Genomic DNA, 16,929 nt, shown 5'->3' on the forward strand with positions numbered 1-16,929 from the left:
GGGTCGTCAAGAAAGTTTTCAAAAAAAATTTAATTATTACCGTCGCTTACGATCCGACCCCCGATTTGGCGGGGTTATTCTGCCGGCGGCACGTAGCCTTCGGCCTTGGCGTATTCCTCGCCGGAGAAGTACTTGTCCATCTCGCCCTGAAGATATTTGCGATCTTCGGCGTTCATCATGTTCAGGCGTTTTTCGTTGATCAGCAGCGTCTGATGCTTTTGCCAGTCGGCCCAGGCCTTGGCAGAGACGTGATCAAAAATGTCCTGGCCCTTGGTGCCCGGGAACGGAGCGCGCTCCAGGCCAGGCAATTCTTCTTTGTACTTGCGGCACATGATGGTGCGGGTCATGACGATTCTCCTGCGTTCAATACGGCGGCCGCGCGTTCGAGCAAGGTTTTGACCGGGGCGGCAAGGCCCAGGCGCGGCGGGGTGGCGAGGTTATACCAGAGCCAGTCGGCCTCGGCCACGTGATGGCCGGCTTCCTGGACCCGGACCAGCCAGGGTTCGATGGACAATTGGAAGTGACTGAAGGTGTGTACCAGGCTCGGCAGCGCCTTTGGGCTGCCCAGCTCCAGTGAGTGTTGCGAAGCCAGATGTTGCAGGTCGTCGAGGTCGTCGAGCTCCGGCAAACTCCAGAGACCGCCCCACAAGCCCGTGGAAGGGCGACGGTAGAGCAGAATCGCGCCGTCACCGTTGGCGAGCATCGGCATCAGCGTGCGCTTCTGTGGCACGCTTTTACGCGGTTTTGGAATGGGGTAGCGGGTTTCCAGCCCAAGCATGTGCGCCTCGCAGCCCTTTTCCAGCGGGCACAGCAGGCAACTTGGCTTGCTGCGCGTACACAGCGTGGCACCCAGGTCCATCATGGCCTGGGTGTAGGCGTTGACACGATCATGCGGCGTAAAGCGCTCAGCGTTGGCCCAGAGCTGTTTGGCGACCTTCGGCTCCCCCGGGTAACCCTCTTGCGCGGTAAAGCGCGCCAGGACGCGTTTGACGTTGCCATCGAGGATCGGCGCCCGCAGGCCCATGCTCAGGCTGGCGATGGCACCCGCCGTCGACAGGCCAATGCCTGGCAGGTCAACCAGCTTTTCGACATCACGAGGAAACTCGCCGCCATATTCAGCCACGACAATTTTTGCGGTCTTCTGCAGATTGCGGGCGCGGGTGTAGTAACCCAGGCCAGTCCACAGGTGCAGCACTTCGTCTTCCGGCGCGGCGGCCAGGGCTTCGACCGTCGGCAACGAAGCCATGAAGCGGTCGAAGTAATTCAACACGGTGCTGACCTGGGTTTGCTGCAACATGATTTCCGAGACCCACACGCGATACGGCGTAATGCCCTGCTGCCAAGGCAAATCGTGGCGGCCGTGGCGGTCGTACCAATCCAGCACCGCCGATGAAAACTGCTCGGATCTCATCGCTTGAACAGCCCCTTCAATGCGTTTTTCAATTCAGGGCTGACCTTGTCGCCCAGCTTCTCGTCGATTTTTTCGCTGATCTTGTCGCCGGCCATTTTGCTCGCGACCTGGCCCATGCGTTCGTTATCGAGACGGCAAGCCTTGGCACCGAGTTCCAGCGGCCCACGGCAGCGCAGCGGCCACTCGACACCGACAAATTTGTCGCCGACCTGGCAAGCCGGGTCCGGCATGGCGCTTGTATCGCCTTCGACGATGATGCCCACGCGGTAATCCATGCCCAGCACGCGCAGATCAACGTCGCCGTCGCCATTCACGGTCATGCCCGGGATACGCACTTTCAGGTCCGGATTGCTGGCGACGCCGTTACGGAACGTCAGGTTGCCCTTGAGCTCCTGGAAGGGCGTGTCCTTGCCCCGTGGCTCGCCGCTGAGGGTTTTGCGGTTCAGGGTGGCGATGCCCTTGCACAGCTGTTGTTCGAGATTGGCATTGAGCAGCACGCCGTTGTTGATGACGAAGCTGGCGTTGCCGTTGAGGCTGTCGATCAGCGCCTTCTGGCTGTTGCCGCTACCGGTCAGCGCACTGTTGAGCGTCACCAGGCCTTTGACCGGCGGATTTTTCCCTTGGCTTTCGAGGATCTTTTCCGCCGGTACTTTGTTGATGTTCGTCTGCAGGCTCAGCGCCGGGACCTGCTGGCGCACGTCGAGAGTGCCTTTGGCTTCGAAGTTGCCGCCATACAGATCGCCGCGCAGGTTCTGCAGGGTCAGCAGGCCGCCCTGGCCCGTGGCCTTGAGTGCCGCGTTCTGGATCGGAAGCTTGTCGAGGGTCAATTGGCCGAAGGTCAGGTCGGCGTCCACGTCGAGTTTGCTCAAGCGCTCGACCGGCAAAAGGCGTTCGGAACTCCACGCGTCTTTGGTCGGTTTCTCCGGCAGCGGCGTGCTGCCCGCACCCGCCATGGCGTCGGCCTCGGTGCTGGCGACTTCAGCCTGACGCACCTGGGTCGCGCTGTTGGCTTCGGCGGATTTTGCTGGCAGATAGCGGTCGATGTTGAACGTGTCAGCCTTCAGGATTGCGCGTAGCGATTGCTTGGCGAAATCCTCAACAGCGATACGGCCGCTGAAACTGCTGTCATCGACTTTCAGATTGATATTGTCGAACGCCACGCTGCTCGGCGTGCCGGCCACGCGGCTGACCAGTTCGACTTTGCTCAGGCTGCCTTCAGCCATGGCCGGAAGTTGCTGGCCAATGCTGTCGACGAATTTCGCCAGGTCGAACTGGGCAATCGAAATGCCGCCGCTGATTTGCGGGGTCTTGTCGAGGTCGTTGACCTTGAGTTCACCCAGTGCGCGCAGTTGATTGGCAGAGATCTTGATACCGGTCCATTCAGCGACGTTCGCCGCTTTATCGAGCAGCAATTGCCCCTGTGCAGAGAACGTCATGGTCTTGCCCTGCAGCGGATCACCCGCGAGTTCGCCGGACATTTTCATGTCTTCAAATTTGTAGCGTTGCAAGGCGCGCTCGAAACGCAGTTCGCCATTGAGCTCGGTGCGTACGCGCAGAACCGGTTGGTTGGTGCCCAGGAATGCCGTGAGCTTGACCGGAATATTGGTCGAGTCGTGGACCGGGCCGGTGCTGAGCTGAATGCTCTCGGCGCTGAACTGCTTGCCCGTCTGCTCGTCGCTGTACTCAACGCGGGCGTTATTGACGGTCAGGCTGTCGATGTCCAGGCGCATGGGCTGGGCCGGTTTTTCCACTGGGGCCGTGGCCGCTGGCGAAGGCTCGCCGGTGGTGGTCGGCGTCGTGCTTGCAGTGGCTGGCGCGGGGACCTTGCCCACGTCCTGCCAGTTCCCGTGGCCATCCTTGTCGCGGGTCAGGCGCAGGTTCAGCCCTTCGACACGGACATCGCTCATCTGCACTTCTCGGCGCAGCAGCGGCAGCACGCGTACCGACAGACCCAGCATCTGCAAGTCGGCGAACGGCTCGGTTGGCTTGACCAGGGTCGCGACACTGGCGTCATGCAACTCCAGGCCAAGCCACGGGAACAGGCTCCAGCCGATGTCGCCATTGAGCGTCAGCTCGATGTGGGCCTTGTCGCGGGCAATCTGGCGAATCTCGTCTTTGTAGTCGTTGGGATCGAAGAGGTGGGTCAGGGCAAAGCCCAGCGCCACAATGATCAGCAACAGCCCGAGAAGCACCAGACCCAGGATTTTGCCGAACGCTTTCATGGGCGAGTCCTTGTAGTTAGTCGAATTCGAAATTTAGCCGGGGAGTATAGCGCTCCGAAGCGGACGACCGGTCAGGCGATCAATCGGGCAACACATCCAGCGGCAGTTTCAGCTTGGCCGCCAGCGCCTGGGCTTCAAGATGCCCGGCGGGGGCCAGCAGACGCAGGGTTGCGCCCGACTCAGAGGCCATTTTTTGCGCTTGGTTCACCAGGCGCTCGGCGACGCCACGCCGACGGGTAATTTTTCGTACACACAATTGAGACAAGTGCCAAACGTCCTGATTCCGCTGTAAACGCGCGGCGCCGAGCAGTCGATCATTGAAGCGTCCTGCGATCAGCGAGCCGTCCCGCAGGCAGCCTTCGATCAACTGCGCTTCCCCTGAAAACGGGGCGAACAGCCAAAGCGGAGCGTCGCGGTAAATTTTCTGCAGGTCTTGCTGATCCTGGTACGTGGCCTCGTTCAGCGGTTCGACAATGATCGGCATGGTGTCTCCTTAAGAGGTACGAGAACAGATGACTTACAAAAGGTGATATCAGTTTGGTTTTTATGTCACGTGCAAATGGTAACCTTTGCCCGTTCGTCCGTCCCGCTGCGACCAGATGTCGCACAAAAAGGCACTTCACCCAACAAAACGGTCATGCGTGCGCATGAAGGCCGGGGGCGAGGAGTGGCTGGCGAACCCTACTAATAATTGGGGGATACACAATGACCACGAGCATCACGGCGGACGGCCTTAACACCGGCCAGCCTGCGTTCCTGTCCAAGGAACGCATCATCGCCAAGCCCGGTTTCAACCGTTGGCTGGTACCACCGGCCGCCTTGGCCATCCACCTTTGCATCGGCATGGCCTACGGTTTTTCGGTGTTCTGGTTGCCACTGTCCAAAGCCTTGGGCGTCACCAAGCCCATGGCCTGCGCGCCGGACATGAGCTTCATCTCGCAAGTGTTTTCGTCGCAGTGCGACTGGCCGATTTCGATGCTCGGCTGGATCTACACCCTGTTCTTCATCTTCCTTGGCTGCTCGGCAGCGATCTGGGGTGGCTGGCTGGAACACGCCGGGCCGCGCAAGGCTGGCGTGGTATCGGCACTGTGCTGGTGTGGCGGTCTGCTGATTTCGGCGCTGGGGATTTATACCCACCAGATCTGGCTGATGTGGGTCGGTTCCGGGGTCATTGGCGGTATCGGCCTGGGGTTGGGCTATATCTCGCCGGTTTCGACGCTGATCAAATGGTTCCCGGACAAGCGCGGCATGGCGACCGGCATGGCGATCATGGGGTTTGGTGGTGGCGCGATGGTCGGTGCTCCGCTGGCCGCAGCCTTGATGGGCCATTTCGCTTCGCCAGACAGCGTCGGCGTATGGCAGAGCTTCCTGGTGATGGCTGCGATTTACTTCGTGTTCATGATCGGTGGCGCATTGTCGTACCGCGTTCCGCCAACCGGCTGGAAGCCTGAAGGCTGGACGGCCCCGGCGAAAAAAGCGGCGAACGCGATGATCACCCACCGTCACGTCCACGTGAACGTGGCGTGGAAAACTCCGCAGTTCCGTCTGGTGTGGCTGGTGCTGTGCCTGAACGTATCCGCCGGTATCGGCATCCTGGGCATGGCTTCGCCACTGCTGCAGGAAGTGTTCGGTGGAAAACTGATCGGTGTAGACCTGCCGTTTGGTCAGCTGGACGCCGGGCAACTGGCTTCGATTGCGGCGATTGCGGCCGGTTTCACCGGTTTGCTGAGTTTGTTCAACATCGGCGGCCGTTTCTTCTGGGCCTCGTTTTCCGATTACCTGGGCCGTAAAAACACCTACTTCGTGTTTTTCGCATTGGGTTTCGCGTTGTACGCGTTGATCCCGAACCTGGGTCATCTGGGCAACGTCGCGCTGTTCGTCGCCGCGTTCTGCATCATTCTGTCCATGTACGGCGGCGGTTTTGCGACCGTCCCGGCTTACCTGGCGGACCTGTTTGGTACGCAAATGGTCGGCGCGATCCACGGTCGTCTGTTGACCGCTTGGGCGGCGGCGGGCGTGTTGGGGCCGGTGTTGGTGAACTACCTGCGTGAGTATCAGTTGAGCATCGGCGTTGAACGCGCTGCCGCTTACGACATCACCTTGTACATCCTCGCAGGCCTGCTGGTGCTGGGTTTCCTGTGCAACCTGCTGGTGCGTCCGGTGGCTGACAAGTACTTCATGACCGACGCTGAACTGGCTGCCGAACAGGCGCTGGGTCATGACAAAGGTGCTGACAGCAGCACTGTGCTGGAATGGAAAGCCGATGCTGGCACCAAGCCGCTGGCCGTCGCTGCATGGCTGGTGGTGGGGGTTCCGTTGGCGTGGGGTGTGTGGGTGACCCTGCAGAAAACGGCGATCCTCTTCCACTAAGTAAACGCAGTACCCCTGTGGTTGATCGTTCCCACGCTCCGCGTGGGAATGCCTCCCGTGACGCTCCGCGTCACATACAGAGCGGACGCGGAGCGTCCAGGGCTGCACTCCCACGCAGAGCGTGGGAGCGATCAAAGCCCGAAATTCTGCGCACCAGGCCGCTTGTACGGACATGTCTATCCCCGACCACACGGGTTTCTATCCGTCAGTGATATCACCTCTCGTGTTTCTGTTTCGTGCCCGCGCCCCTATAATGGCTGCCTTTTTCGCCCAATGATTTTGCGGAGCTGGTGATGGCCGAACGTAAGGCGTCAGTCGAGCGCGACACTCTGGAAACCCAGATCAAAGCCTCGATCAACCTGGATGGCACCGGAAAGGCCCGATTTGATATCGGTGTTCCTTTTCTTGAGCACATGCTGGACCAGATCGCCCGTCACGGGCTGATCGACCTGGATATTGTCAGCAAGGGCGACCTGCATATCGACGACCACCACACCGTGGAAGACGTCGGTATCACCCTGGGTCAGGCTTTCGCCAAAGCCATCGGCGACAAGAAAGGCATCCGTCGCTACGGTCACGCCTACGTGCCGCTCGATGAAGCGCTGTCGCGCGTGGTGATCGACTTCTCCGGCCGCCCTGGCCTGCAGATGCACGTTCCCTACACCCGTGCCACCGTTGGCGGCTTCGACGTTGACCTGTTCCAGGAATTCTTCCAGGGCTTCGTCAACCACGCGCTGGTCAGCCTGCACATCGACAACCTGCGTGGCACCAACACCCACCACCAGATCGAAACCGTGTTCAAGGCATTCGGCCGCGCACTGCGCATGGCCGTAGAGCTCGATGACCGCATGGCCGGTCAGATGCCATCGACCAAAGGCGTTCTGTAATGCAGACGGTCGCGGTTATCGATTACGGCATGGGCAACCTGCACTCGGTGGCCAAGGCCCTCGAGCACGTCGGTGCCGGCAAGGTCTTGATCACCAGTGATGCCGACGTGATTCGCGAAGCTGACCGGGTGGTGTTCCCCGGCGTTGGCGCGATTCGCGATTGCATGGCGGAGATCCGTCGTCTTGGCTTTGATTCGCTGGTGCGTGAAGTCAGCCAGGACCGCCCGTTCCTCGGGATTTGCGTCGGCATGCAAGCCTTGCTCGACTCCAGCGAAGAGAACGATGGCGTTGACTGCATCGGCCTGTTCCCGGGGGCGGTGAAGTTCTTCGGCAAAGACCTGCATGAAGACGGCGAACACCTGAAAGTCCCGCACATGGGCTGGAACGAAGTGAAGCAGAAGGTCAGTCACCCGCTGTGGCACGACATTCCGGACATGGCGCGTTTCTACTTCGTGCACAGCTACTACATCGCCGCCGGCAACGCGCGGCAGGTGGTGGGCGGCGGTCATTACGGTGTCGATTTCGCTGCGGCGCTGGCCGAAGGCTCGCGTTTCGCCGTGCAGTTTCACCCGGAAAAGAGCCATACCCATGGCCTGCAATTGCTGCAGAACTTCGCCGCGTGGGATGGTCGCTGGTAAATGGCGGTCAAGAAGAAGCCACCGATCCTGACCCTCACGCCCGAACAGGAGCGCGAGGCCAATCACAAGATCAAGCGCTTCATGGAGGATCGCTTCGAACTGGACCTGGGTTCGTTCGAAGCGGCCGAAATCCTTGAGCTGTTTACCCGTGAAATTGCTCCGCACTATTACAACAGGGCGATTTTCGATGTGCAGACGCACCTCAAAGAGAGGTTCGAAAGCATCGAAAGCGACTTGTGGGCGCTCGAGAAAAACTGATTTCCGAGCGAAGCTGAATACTCGAATTTGAAGGTTTGCCAGATGCTGATTATTCCCGCTATCGATCTCAAAGACGGTGCCTGTGTTCGTCTGCGCCAGGGCCGCATGGAAGATTCCACGGTGTTCTCCGATGACCCGGTGAGCATGGCTGCCAAGTGGGTGGAGGGCGGTTGCCGTCGTCTGCATCTGGTCGACCTGAACGGCGCCTTCGAAGGCCAGCCAGTCAACGGCGAAGTGGTCACCGCTATCGCCAAGCGCTACCCGAACCTGCCGATCCAGATCGGCGGCGGTATCCGCTCGCTGGAAACCATCGAGCACTACGTCAAAGCCGGCGTCAGCTACGTGATCATCGGCACCAAGGCTGTGAAAGATCCGGCTTTCGTCGCTGAAGCCTGCCGTGCATTCCCGGGCAAGGTCATCGTTGGCCTCGATGCCAAAGACGGTTTTGTTGCCACCGACGGCTGGGCAGAAATCAGCACCGTTCAGGTCATCGACCTGGCCAAACAGTTCGAAGCCGACGGCGTGTCCGCGATCGTTTATACCGACATCGCCAAAGACGGCATGATGCAGGGCTGCAACGTACCGTTCACCGCCGCGCTGGCTGCTGCTACGCGCATTCCGGTGATCGCGTCCGGCGGTATTCACAATCTGGGTGACATCAAATCGCTGCTCGACGCGAAGGCGCCAGGCATCATCGGCGCGATCACCGGCCGGGCGATCTACGAAGGCACCCTCGATGTCGCCGAAGCGCAAGCTTTCTGCGATTCGTACAAAGGCTGAGGACTGACCATGGCGCTGGCCAAACGCATCATCCCTTGCCTGGACGTGGACAACGGCCGGGTCGTTAAAGGTGTGAAGTTCGAGAACATTCGCGACGCCGGCGACCCGGTGGAAATCGCCCGTCGTTATGACGAGCAAGGTGCCGACGAGATTACCTTTCTCGACATCACCGCCAGCGTCGACGGTCGCGACACCACACTGCACACCGTCGAGCGCATGGCCAGCCAGGTGTTCATTCCGCTGACCGTGGGCGGTGGCGTGCGTACTGTGCAGGACATTCGCAACCTGCTCAATGCCGGTGCCGACAAGGTTTCGATCAACACCGCGGCGGTGTTCAACCCGGAGTTTGTCGGTGAAGCCGCGCAGCATTTCGGTTCGCAGTGCATTGTCGTCGCCATCGACGCGAAGAAGGTCTCGGGACCTGGCGAAACCCCTCGCTGGGAAATCTTCACCCACGGCGGCCGCAAGCCAACCGGGCTCGACGCCGTTGAATGGGCGAAGAAGATGGAAGGCCTGGGCGCTGGCGAAATCCTGCTGACCAGCATGGATCAGGACGGCATGAAAAACGGTTTTGACCTCGGCGTCACTCGCGCCATCAGCGACGCGCTGGGCATTCCGGTGATCGCATCCGGCGGTGTCGGCAACTTGCAGCACTTGGCAGACGGCATCCTCGAAGGCCACGCCAGCGCGGTATTGGCGGCGAGTATTTTCCACTTCGGCGAATACACCGTGCAGGAAGCCAAGGCCTACATGGCTCATCGCGGCATCGTGATGCGTTAGGCTCCTACGAAAACTGCCTTCGCGACGATCATGCTGTATTGAAAGCGAGTTTGCTTGATCGCCGCTCGACGAGTTTTCGTACAGCGCCTAAACAAACGATACAGGCCAGTGGACATCATGGCGGGCTCAAGGCACTCTTGGGTACGCCATGGATTTCGGTAGCCAGACATGCTCAAACGCCTTCTTCTAGTCCTCGCCAGCGCCTCCCTGTTGTTTATCAATGGAGTGCGTGCCGCAGAAAGTCCCGGCACCGACCTGGTGTTGCTGACAGAAAATTTCCCGCCCTACAACATGGCCAAGAACGGCAAAAACTTTGCTCAGGGCGAGAATATCGATGGCATCGCCGTGGACATCGTCCGCGAGATGTTCAAGCGTGCCGATGTTACCTACAGCCTGACGCTGCGCTTCCCTTGGGAGCGGGTCTACAAACTCGCGCTGGAAAACCCCGGTTACGGTGCATTCGTGATGGCGCGGTTGCCGGACCGCGAGAGACTCTTCAAGTGGGTCGGGCCGATCGGTCCGGACGACTGGATCATGCTGGCCAAGGCTGACAGCACTATCACCCTCGAAACCCTGGATGACGCGCGAAAGTACAAAATCGGCGCTTACAAGGGCGATGCCATTGCCATGACACTGGCCAAGCAAGGCTTGAAACCGGTGGTGGTCCTGCGCGATCAGGACAACGCGAAGAAGCTGGTCAGCGGCCAGATCGATCTGTGGGCCACCGGTGATCCGGCCGGGCGTTATCTGGCGCGTCAGGAAGGTGTGAGCGGGCTCAAGACCGTTCTGCGCTTCAACAGCGCCGAGCTGTATCTGGCACTGAACAAAGAAGTGCCGGACGAAACGGTGGCCAAACTGCAGGCTGCGCTGGATCAGTTGCGTAAAGAAGGCAAGGTGGACGAGATCATGGCGCGGTATCTCTAGGGGGCACTGATCGTTCCCACGCAGAGCGTGGGAACGATCCCGCTTCAACGGTACACGCCGTCCTTGCCATGAGCCGCTGTCGCCCGATTGCCGCGCACGCTGATCATCTGCTTGATATCAATCCACTCGATTCCCTGAGCTTTCAGCTTCGGCAACTCCCGCTCCAGCACCGCCAGCGTCTGCGGGTACGGATGCCCGATCATCACCGCCGCCCCCTGCTTTCGCGCCAGATTGATCGCCGTTTGCAGCTGCGTGAAAATCGCCGCCTCGGTTCGCTCATCATCCAGAAACACATCCCGCGATACGCTCGCCAAGCCAATTTTCTGTGCCTGGGCGGCGGCAACGGTTTGCGCACTGGTACGGCTGTCGACGAAGAACTTGTGGCGCTGCTGCAAGTCCGCCATCAACCAGGCCATGGCGGCCGGTTGGGCAGTCATCCGGCTGCCCATGTGGTTGTTGATCCCGGCGGTGTAAGGCACAACCTTGAACGCCGCGCTCAGGCGTTTTTCCAGCTCCTCGATGGGCAGGTCAGGATGCCAGGCGAACGGACCGGTCGCCGGGTCCATGGGCATGTGCAGGATCACGATTTTGCCGGCGCGATGGGCTTCGCGGGCGAACTCGGTGGCATGGGGGGTGTCGGGCATGATCGCCGTGGTCACCGGGCCGGGCAGGGCGAGCACGCGGCGATCCCGGGGCAGGTTCTGCCCCAGGTCGTCGATGATCAGGCTCAGGTAGGCTTTTTGAGAAGGCGTTTCGACGGGCGCTGCGTGAACAGCACCCGCCAGGCAGAGACACAGCCCCAGGATAAACCGCTGGAACATCTCAGCGGCCGGAGGTGATGCTCAACCCTTTGAGCAGGCTCAAGGCCTGGGCCAACTGGTAATCATCATCCTGCGGCATGGCCTTGGGTTTGCCGCTGGAGCTGGTCGGTTTGTCGGCGCCGCCGTTGCCATTACCCAGGTGACCTTGCAGGTCGGCTTCCTTGAAGTATTCGCCGTCCTGCTCGTTGGTGATCTTGGCCTTGCGCACTTCGATGTCTGGAACGATGCCCTGGGCCTGGATCGAGCGGCCATTGGGCGTGAAGTACAGCGCGGTGGTGATCTTCAGTGCGCGATCGTTGTTCAGTGGCAGCACGGTTTGCACCGAGCCTTTGCCGAAACTGGTGGTACCCATCACCACGGCACGCTTCTGGTCCTGCAAGGCGCCAGCAACAATCTCCGAGGCCGAGGCACTGCCGCCGTTGATCAGCACGACCATTGGCACGGCTTCGCTTTCGTCCTTGCCCGTCGCATTGAAGCGCAGTTCGGAGTTGGCGATACGGCCCTTCGTGTAGACGATCAAGCCCTTGGTGATGAAGTGATCGACCACTTCCACCGCGGACTGCAGCACACCGCCCGGGTTGTTGCGCAGGTCGAGGATGATGCCTTTGAGCTTCTTGCCGTTTTCCTTGCGCAGCTTGGACAGGGCCTGGGAAACCTCTTCGCCGGTCTTGACCTGGAACTGAGTGATGCGGATGTAGCCGTAGCCGGATTCCAGCAACTGCGACTTCACGCTCTTCACTTGAATGATGGCGCGGGCCAGGGTCACGTCGAACGGCGGGCCGCCATCGCGCACCAGGGTCAGGGTGATTTTCTGGCCGATCTTGCCGCGCATCTTGTCCACGGCTTCGGTCATGCTCTGGCCGCGAGTCGGCTGGCCGTTGATTTTGACGATGAAGTCGCCGGCCTGAATACCCGCCTTGGAGGCCGGGGTGTCATCGATCGGCGAAACCACCTTGATGAAACCGTCTTCGGCGCCGACTTCGATGCCCAGACCGCCGAATTCACCGCTGGTGCTTTCCTGCAACTCGGCGAAGTCTTCCGGGCCCAGGTAGGCGGAGTGTGGGTCGAGGTTGCTGAGCATGCCTTTGATCGCGTTTTCAAGCAGGGTCTTGTCGTCCACCGGTTCGACATAGGCAGCCTTGATCCGGTCCATGACCTCGGCAAAGGTGCGCAGTTCTTCCAGCGGCAACGGCGCCTTGGTCGTCGCGGCAGTGCCCGCAGGCGCGACTGCCGGGGCCGGCTGAGCGGCGAACGCCAGAGGCGCGCCGATCACCAGGGCGATCGTCAGGGCCAGCGAGGTAAGGCGGGACAAATGCAGCATGTCTAACGAACTCCTGAATTAGGCGGCACGCTTATCCTTGCGCGCGGCACCATTGCGCCGGATCACTCGGGTGACCCTGCTGACGAATAGCGAAATACAGCGCTGGTGTGTCCTGCCCGCCACTGTTGCCGACAGTGGAGATGGACTCACCGGCTTTTACGACGTCACCCGCAGACTTGAGCAGCGTCTGGTTGTGACCATAAAGACTCAAAAAACCGTTGCCGTGGTCGAGAATCACCAGCAGCCCGGCGCCCCGCAACCAGTCGGCAAACACCACGCGACCGCCGTGCACGGCATGCACCTGGCTGCCGGCGGAGGCGCTGATCATCACGCCGTCCCACTTGGTGCGGGCGTCGTCGCCACGGGTTTCACCGAAACGTGCCAGCAGTCGACCATCAACTGGCCAGGGAAGTTTTCCCCGGGTTGACGCGAAAGGGCCGCCAAAGGTCTCGCCTGAACTTGAAACCAGAGCGCCGGGTGTCGATTTAACCGGTTTGTGTGGGGCGTCGGTAGTCTCTGCATCTGCTGCAGCCTGCGCCTCACGTAAACGCTTTTTTTCGGCTTCCTGCTGGGCGATCAGCGCTTTTTGCCGCGCTTCTTCTGCCTCACGGGCCTGGCGAGCCAAGGTTTCTTCAATGGTTTTAAGGACTTTAGACAGGTCTGCCTGATCCTGCTCGCGGGATGCCAGTTTCTGGTCGCGAGCCTTTACGTCGTCGCTGAGCTTGGCCAGGACTTTCTGGCGCTCCTGACGGACTTTATCGAGTTCGTCACGCTGGCTGTCGAGGCTGCTCTTCTGCACCAGCAATTGCGCCTGCTGCGCGGCAATGTCTTTTTCGACATTGGCCAGTTGGCGCAGGGTTTCGTTGAAATTCTTCAGCTGCTCCAGGCGCGCCTGGCTCAGGTAATCGTAATAGGTGAGGGTGCGGGCGAATTTTTCCGGGTTTTGCTGGTTCAGCAGTAGCTTCAAATACTCCTGACGGCCATTTTGATAGGCCGCACGGGCCTGGATAGCGATCAGTCGTTGCTGTTCAATGCGCGCGCTCTGGAGTTTTTTTTTCTCCGCATCGAGTCGCTGCAGCTCGGATTCGCTTTTCTTCAGCTCTTTTTGCAGGGCATCGACCTGCTTCTCGAGCTTGCCCATTTCGGTTTCGGTGCCTTTGAGTTCTTTTTGAACACCGGATTTCTCTTCCTGCAACTTGCCCAGCAGTTTTTTCAGCTCGGCAATGTCCTGACGCGTGGCGTCCAACTGTTGTTGGGTTTGCTCGCGCTCGTCAGCAAAAGCCGGTTGGAGCAGGCAAGTCAGTGCGAGGGCTATCAGGACGCGAAGCATAGAGGCGGGCGGCACCAGGGAAAGGGACGGCCTAGTATGCCCGCCAAGCGTGGCAAAAAAAATGCCCAATTGGGACTGTGTGATAACTGGGCTGGGATACATCTGCAAATAATCTTTAAAACCACCACAAACCACTGTGGGAGCGGGCTTGCCCGCGATAGCTTTCGACCATTCAATATGTATGTTGGCGGTCAGATTGCTATCGCGGGCAAGCCCGCTCCTACAGGTTTTTTGGTGTTTGGAGGTTTGATTACACCAGAATCGAAGTCCCGGTCATTTCCGCCGGTTGTTCCAGGCCCAGCAACTTCAGCATGGTCGGCGCTACATCCGCCAGGACGCCGCCTTCGCGAACCTTCAGGTCTCGCTTGCCGAAATAGATGAAAGGCACCGGCTCGGTGGTGTGGGCGGTGTGTGCCTGGCCAGTGGTTTCATCGGACATTTGCTCGACGTTGCCGTGGTCAGCGGTGATCAGCGCTTCGCCGCCGACTTTTTCCAGCGCATCGACGACGCGGCCGACGCACTGGTCCAGGCATTCCACTGCCTTGACCGCTGCTTCGAACACGCCGCTGTGGCCGACCATGTCGCCGTTGGCGTAGTTGACCACGATCACGTCGTAACGCTGGTTTTCGATGGCATCGACGATGCGGTCGGTGACTTCAGGTGCGCTCATTTCCGGCTGCAAGTCATAGGTAGCGACTTTTGGCGACGGGATCAGGATGCGTTCTTCGCCCGGGAACGGTTCTTCGCGACCGCCGGAGAAGAAGAAGGTCACGTGGGCGTACTTCTCGGTTTCAGCGATGCGCAATTGAGTTTTGCCGTTTTTTGCCAGGTAGTCGCCCAGCACGTTTTCCAGGCTGCCCGCGGCAAACGCCGACGGCGCAGGGATGCTGGCGGCGTATTGGGTCAGCATGACGAAGCCGGCCAGTTTCGGCTGACGGCTGCGTTCGAACTCGTTGAAACCGTCTTCGACGAACACGCGAGTCAGTTCACGGGCGCGGTCAGCGCGGAAGTTCATGAACACCACGGCGTCGCCGTCTTCTACTTTTACCGGCTCACCGATGGAGGTGGCTTTGACGAATTCGTCGCTCTCGCCACGCTCGTAAGCGGCTTGCAGGCCTTCCTGGGCGGTGGCGGCGTTGAATTCGCCGTTGCCGTCGACAATCAGGTTGTAGGCCTGGGCCACGCGGTCCCAACGATTATCGCGGTCCATGGCGAAGTAACGGCCAATGATGCTGGCGATCCGGCCTTTGCCCAGCGCCTGGAAGCTGGCGTCGAGCAATTCGATGGACGACTGTGCGCTTTTAGGCGGGGTGTCGCGACCGTCGAGGAAGGCGTGCAGGTAGATTTTCTCGGCGCCGCGCTTGAATGCCAGTTCCGCCATGGCGATGAGGTGGTCCTGGTGGCTGTGAACGCCGCCATCGGACAGCAGGCCCATGAAATGCACGGCTTTGCCGGCAGCGACGGCTTTGTCCACGGCGGCGCAGATGGTCGGGTTCTCGAAGAACTCGCCGTCACGGATCGATTTGGTCACGCGCGTGAAGTCCTGATACACCACGCGGCCGGCGCCGAGATTCATGTGGCCGACTTCGGAGTTGCCCATCTGGCCGTCCGGCAGGCCGACGTCCATGCCACTGCCGGAGATCAGGCCGTTCGGCACGGTGGCCCACAGACGGTCCAGCACGGGCTTCTTGGCCGCAAAGATGGCATTGGATTCAGGGCTCTCACTGTGACCGAAGCCATCGAGAATAATCAGGACCAAAGGTTTAGGCGTGGTAGTCATGGATTCACTCTGGCTCAAGTTAAAAGAGGGCGATGGAAAAGGGAGTGGCAGTTTAAAGCGAAGTTCCGGCCACGTCACCGCCGGACGGGGTTTGGCCCACCATAGTGGCTGTGTATACTGGCCGACATTTTAACGCCCTGGAACCTCCTTCGATGGTTGCTCACCTGATTGAATTTGCCACTAACCACTACATTCTTGTCGGTATCTTCGTCGTACTGCTGGCGTCGCTGATTGCCTATCAAATGCAAGGCGGCGGCCGTAGCCTGAGCACCGGTGAACTGACCGGGCTGGTCAACAAGGACGCGGGCGTTGTGATCGACATTCGGTCGACCAAGGACTTTGCCGCTGGTCACATCGTTGGCGCGGTGAACATTCCTCACGACAAACTGACCGCTCGCATCGGCGAACTGGAAAAGCACAAGGCCAAGACCATTATCCTGGTCGACGCCATGGGCCAGACCGCCGGTACGCACGCTCGCGAGCTGATGAAATCCGGCTTCACCGCCGCCAAGCTCTCCGGTGGTATTTCCAGCTGGAAGGGCGACAACCTGCCGCTGGTGAAGTGATATGAGCAACGTCGTCGTCTACTCCAGCGATTACTGCCCTTACTGTTCGCGAGCCAAGTACCTGCTCGAGAACAAAGGTGTGGCCTTCGAAGAGATCAAGGTCGATGGCAAGCCGCAGGTGCGCGCCGCCATGGCCCAGAAAGCCGGACGTACGTCCGTGCCGCAGATCTGGATCGGCAGCACCCACGTGGGCGGTTGTGATGATTTGTTTGCCCTTGAGCGCGCCGGTAAGCTCGACGCAATGCTCAAGGCCTGAATGCCTTCCCTATAAGACCCCAAGATCAGAAAGGATCTGAGATGACTGACCAACAGAACACTGCAGCTAGCGAAGAAGAAACCGCACCGCAATTCTCCTTGCAGCGCATCTACGTACGCGACTTGTCCTTCGAAGCCCCGAAAAGCCCGGCAATTTTCCGCCAGCAGTGGGAACCGAGCGTCGGTCTGGATCTGAACACTCGTCAAAAGACCCTGGAAGGTGACTTCCACGAGGTCGTGCTGACCCTGTCGGTTACCGTGAAGAACGGTGAAAACGGCGAAGTGGCGTTCATTGCTGAAGTGCAACAGGCCGGGATCTTCCTGATCAAGAACCTGGACGACGCTTCGATGAGCCACACCCTCGGCGCGTTCTGCCCGAACATCCTGTTCCCGTACGCTCGTGAAACCCTGGACAGCCTGGTCACCCGTGGCTCGTTCCCGGCCCTGATGCTGGCGCCAGTGAACTTCGACGCGCTGTATGCGCAAGAGCTGCAGCGCATGCAGGCTGCGGGCGAGACGCCGACCGTTCAATAAACGGCGCTGCTGAAAATCGCGGGCAAGCCCGCTCCCACAGGGTTGTGCGAAA

General features: G+C 60.0%; 18 protein-coding genes. 10 read left to right on the forward strand and 8 right to left on the reverse strand.

All coding sequences use genetic code 11. The features are described from left to right. Positions 1-74: 74 nt before the first annotated feature. The 4 genes from C7534_RS06705 to C7534_RS06720 all read right to left on the reverse strand — a co-directional run bounded on the left by C7534_RS06705 (position 75) and on the right by C7534_RS06720 (position 4,117). On the reverse strand, positions 75-347 hold the full coding sequence (locus C7534_RS06705; RefSeq protein ID WP_046031247.1) for an oxidative damage protection protein: 273 nt from the start codon (positions 345-347) through the stop codon (positions 75-77). Then, positions 344-1,411, reverse strand: coding sequence for an A/G-specific adenine glycosylase (gene mutY, locus C7534_RS06710; protein ID WP_109785339.1), 1,068 nt, complete (start codon positions 1,409-1,411; stop codon positions 344-346). Before mutY ends, C7534_RS06705 begins: the two co-directional genes overlap by 4 nt. Then, positions 1,408-3,633: an AsmA family protein gene (locus tag C7534_RS06715; protein WP_109785340.1), complete on the reverse strand. Its 2,226-nt coding sequence runs from the start codon at positions 3,631-3,633 to the stop codon at positions 1,408-1,410. Before C7534_RS06715 ends, mutY begins: the two co-directional genes overlap by 4 nt. Before the next feature lie 79 nt (positions 3,634-3,712). Further along, complete coding sequence (locus tag C7534_RS06720; protein ID WP_046031244.1) at positions 3,713-4,117, reverse strand: acetyl-CoA sensor PanZ family protein; 405 nt, start codon at positions 4,115-4,117, stop codon at positions 3,713-3,715. A 221-nt stretch (positions 4,118-4,338) separates the two neighbouring features. On the opposite strand from C7534_RS06720, the gene C7534_RS06725 reads away from it, so the two are divergent. The 7 genes from C7534_RS06725 to C7534_RS06760 all read left to right on the forward strand — a co-directional run bounded on the left by C7534_RS06725 (position 4,339) and on the right by C7534_RS06760 (position 10,270). Next, a complete protein-coding gene (locus C7534_RS06725) occupies positions 4,339-6,003 on the forward strand; it encodes an OFA family MFS transporter (RefSeq protein ID WP_109785341.1) in 1,665 nt (554 codons plus the stop codon). 293 nt (positions 6,004-6,296) lie between these two features. Further along, positions 6,297-6,890, forward strand: a complete 594-nt coding sequence (gene hisB, locus C7534_RS06735; RefSeq protein ID WP_003218037.1) for an imidazoleglycerol-phosphate dehydratase HisB — start codon at positions 6,297-6,299, stop codon at positions 6,888-6,890. Continuing rightward, positions 6,890-7,528 carry an imidazole glycerol phosphate synthase subunit HisH gene (hisH, locus tag C7534_RS06740; protein ID WP_046031242.1) on the forward strand — a complete coding sequence of 213 codons (639 nt, stop codon included), beginning with the start codon at positions 6,890-6,892 and terminating at the stop codon, positions 7,526-7,528. The genes hisB and hisH overlap by 1 nt, the downstream gene beginning before the upstream one ends. Next, entirely contained in the window at positions 7,529-7,786 is a 258-nt protein-coding gene (locus C7534_RS06745) for a DUF2164 domain-containing protein (protein ID WP_077432287.1), read from the forward strand. Positions 7,787-7,828: 42 nt separating this feature from the next. After that, complete coding sequence (hisA, locus tag C7534_RS06750) at positions 7,829-8,566, forward strand: 1-(5-phosphoribosyl)-5-[(5-phosphoribosylamino)methylideneamino]imidazole-4-carboxamide isomerase (RefSeq protein WP_017336056.1); 738 nt, start codon at positions 7,829-7,831, stop codon at positions 8,564-8,566. 9 nt (positions 8,567-8,575) lie between these two features. Next, positions 8,576-9,346 (forward strand): imidazole glycerol phosphate synthase subunit HisF, encoded by a 771-nt coding sequence (gene hisF / locus C7534_RS06755; RefSeq protein ID WP_007897430.1) that lies wholly within the window; start codon positions 8,576-8,578, stop codon positions 9,344-9,346. A gap of 168 nt (positions 9,347-9,514) precedes the next feature. Next, on the forward strand, positions 9,515-10,270 hold the full coding sequence (locus C7534_RS06760; RefSeq protein WP_046031240.1) for a substrate-binding periplasmic protein: 756 nt from the start codon (positions 9,515-9,517) through the stop codon (positions 10,268-10,270). A gap of 44 nt (positions 10,271-10,314) precedes the next feature. Here C7534_RS06760 and C7534_RS06765 read toward each other — a convergent pair whose 3' ends face one another. From C7534_RS06765 to gpmI, 4 genes are all read right to left on the reverse strand, one after another. After that, the gene (locus tag C7534_RS06765) at positions 10,315-11,091 is read right to left on the reverse strand and encodes a divergent polysaccharide deacetylase family protein (protein ID WP_109785343.1); all 777 of its coding nucleotides are present in this window, start codon (positions 11,089-11,091) and stop codon (positions 10,315-10,317) included. 1 nt (position 11,092) lies between these two features. Next, a complete protein-coding gene (locus C7534_RS06770) occupies positions 11,093-12,412 on the reverse strand; it encodes a S41 family peptidase (protein ID WP_109785344.1) in 1,320 nt (439 codons plus the stop codon). Positions 12,413-12,443: 31 nt separating this feature from the next. Further along, positions 12,444-13,742 carry a murein hydrolase activator EnvC family protein gene (locus C7534_RS06775; protein ID WP_109785345.1) on the reverse strand — a complete coding sequence of 433 codons (1,299 nt, stop codon included), beginning with the start codon at positions 13,740-13,742 and terminating at the stop codon, positions 12,444-12,446. Positions 13,743-13,992: 250 nt separating this feature from the next. Next, positions 13,993-15,522, reverse strand: coding sequence for a 2,3-bisphosphoglycerate-independent phosphoglycerate mutase (gene gpmI / locus C7534_RS06780; protein WP_077432290.1), 1,530 nt, complete (start codon positions 15,520-15,522; stop codon positions 13,993-13,995). A gap of 152 nt (positions 15,523-15,674) precedes the next feature. Between gpmI and C7534_RS06785 the strand changes: the two genes are divergently transcribed. The 3 genes from C7534_RS06785 to secB are packed head-to-tail and all read left to right on the forward strand — an operon-like array spanning position 15,675 to position 16,877. After that, positions 15,675-16,088 carry a rhodanese-like domain-containing protein gene (locus C7534_RS06785; protein WP_077432291.1) on the forward strand — a complete coding sequence of 138 codons (414 nt, stop codon included), beginning with the start codon at positions 15,675-15,677 and terminating at the stop codon, positions 16,086-16,088. Between the two features lies 1 nt (position 16,089). Further along, a complete protein-coding gene (gene grxC / locus C7534_RS06790; protein WP_008149430.1) occupies positions 16,090-16,344 on the forward strand; it encodes a glutaredoxin 3 in 255 nt (84 codons plus the stop codon). 41 nt (positions 16,345-16,385) lie between these two features. After that, the gene (gene secB / locus C7534_RS06795) at positions 16,386-16,877 is read left to right on the forward strand and encodes a protein-export chaperone SecB (protein ID WP_046031234.1); all 492 of its coding nucleotides are present in this window, start codon (positions 16,386-16,388) and stop codon (positions 16,875-16,877) included. Positions 16,878-16,929 lie beyond the last annotated feature (52 nt).

The sequence above is a fragment of the Pseudomonas sp. OV226 genome (genome assembly GCF_003148705.1).
Classification (GTDB): Bacteria; Pseudomonadota; Gammaproteobacteria; order Pseudomonadales; family Pseudomonadaceae; genus Aquipseudomonas.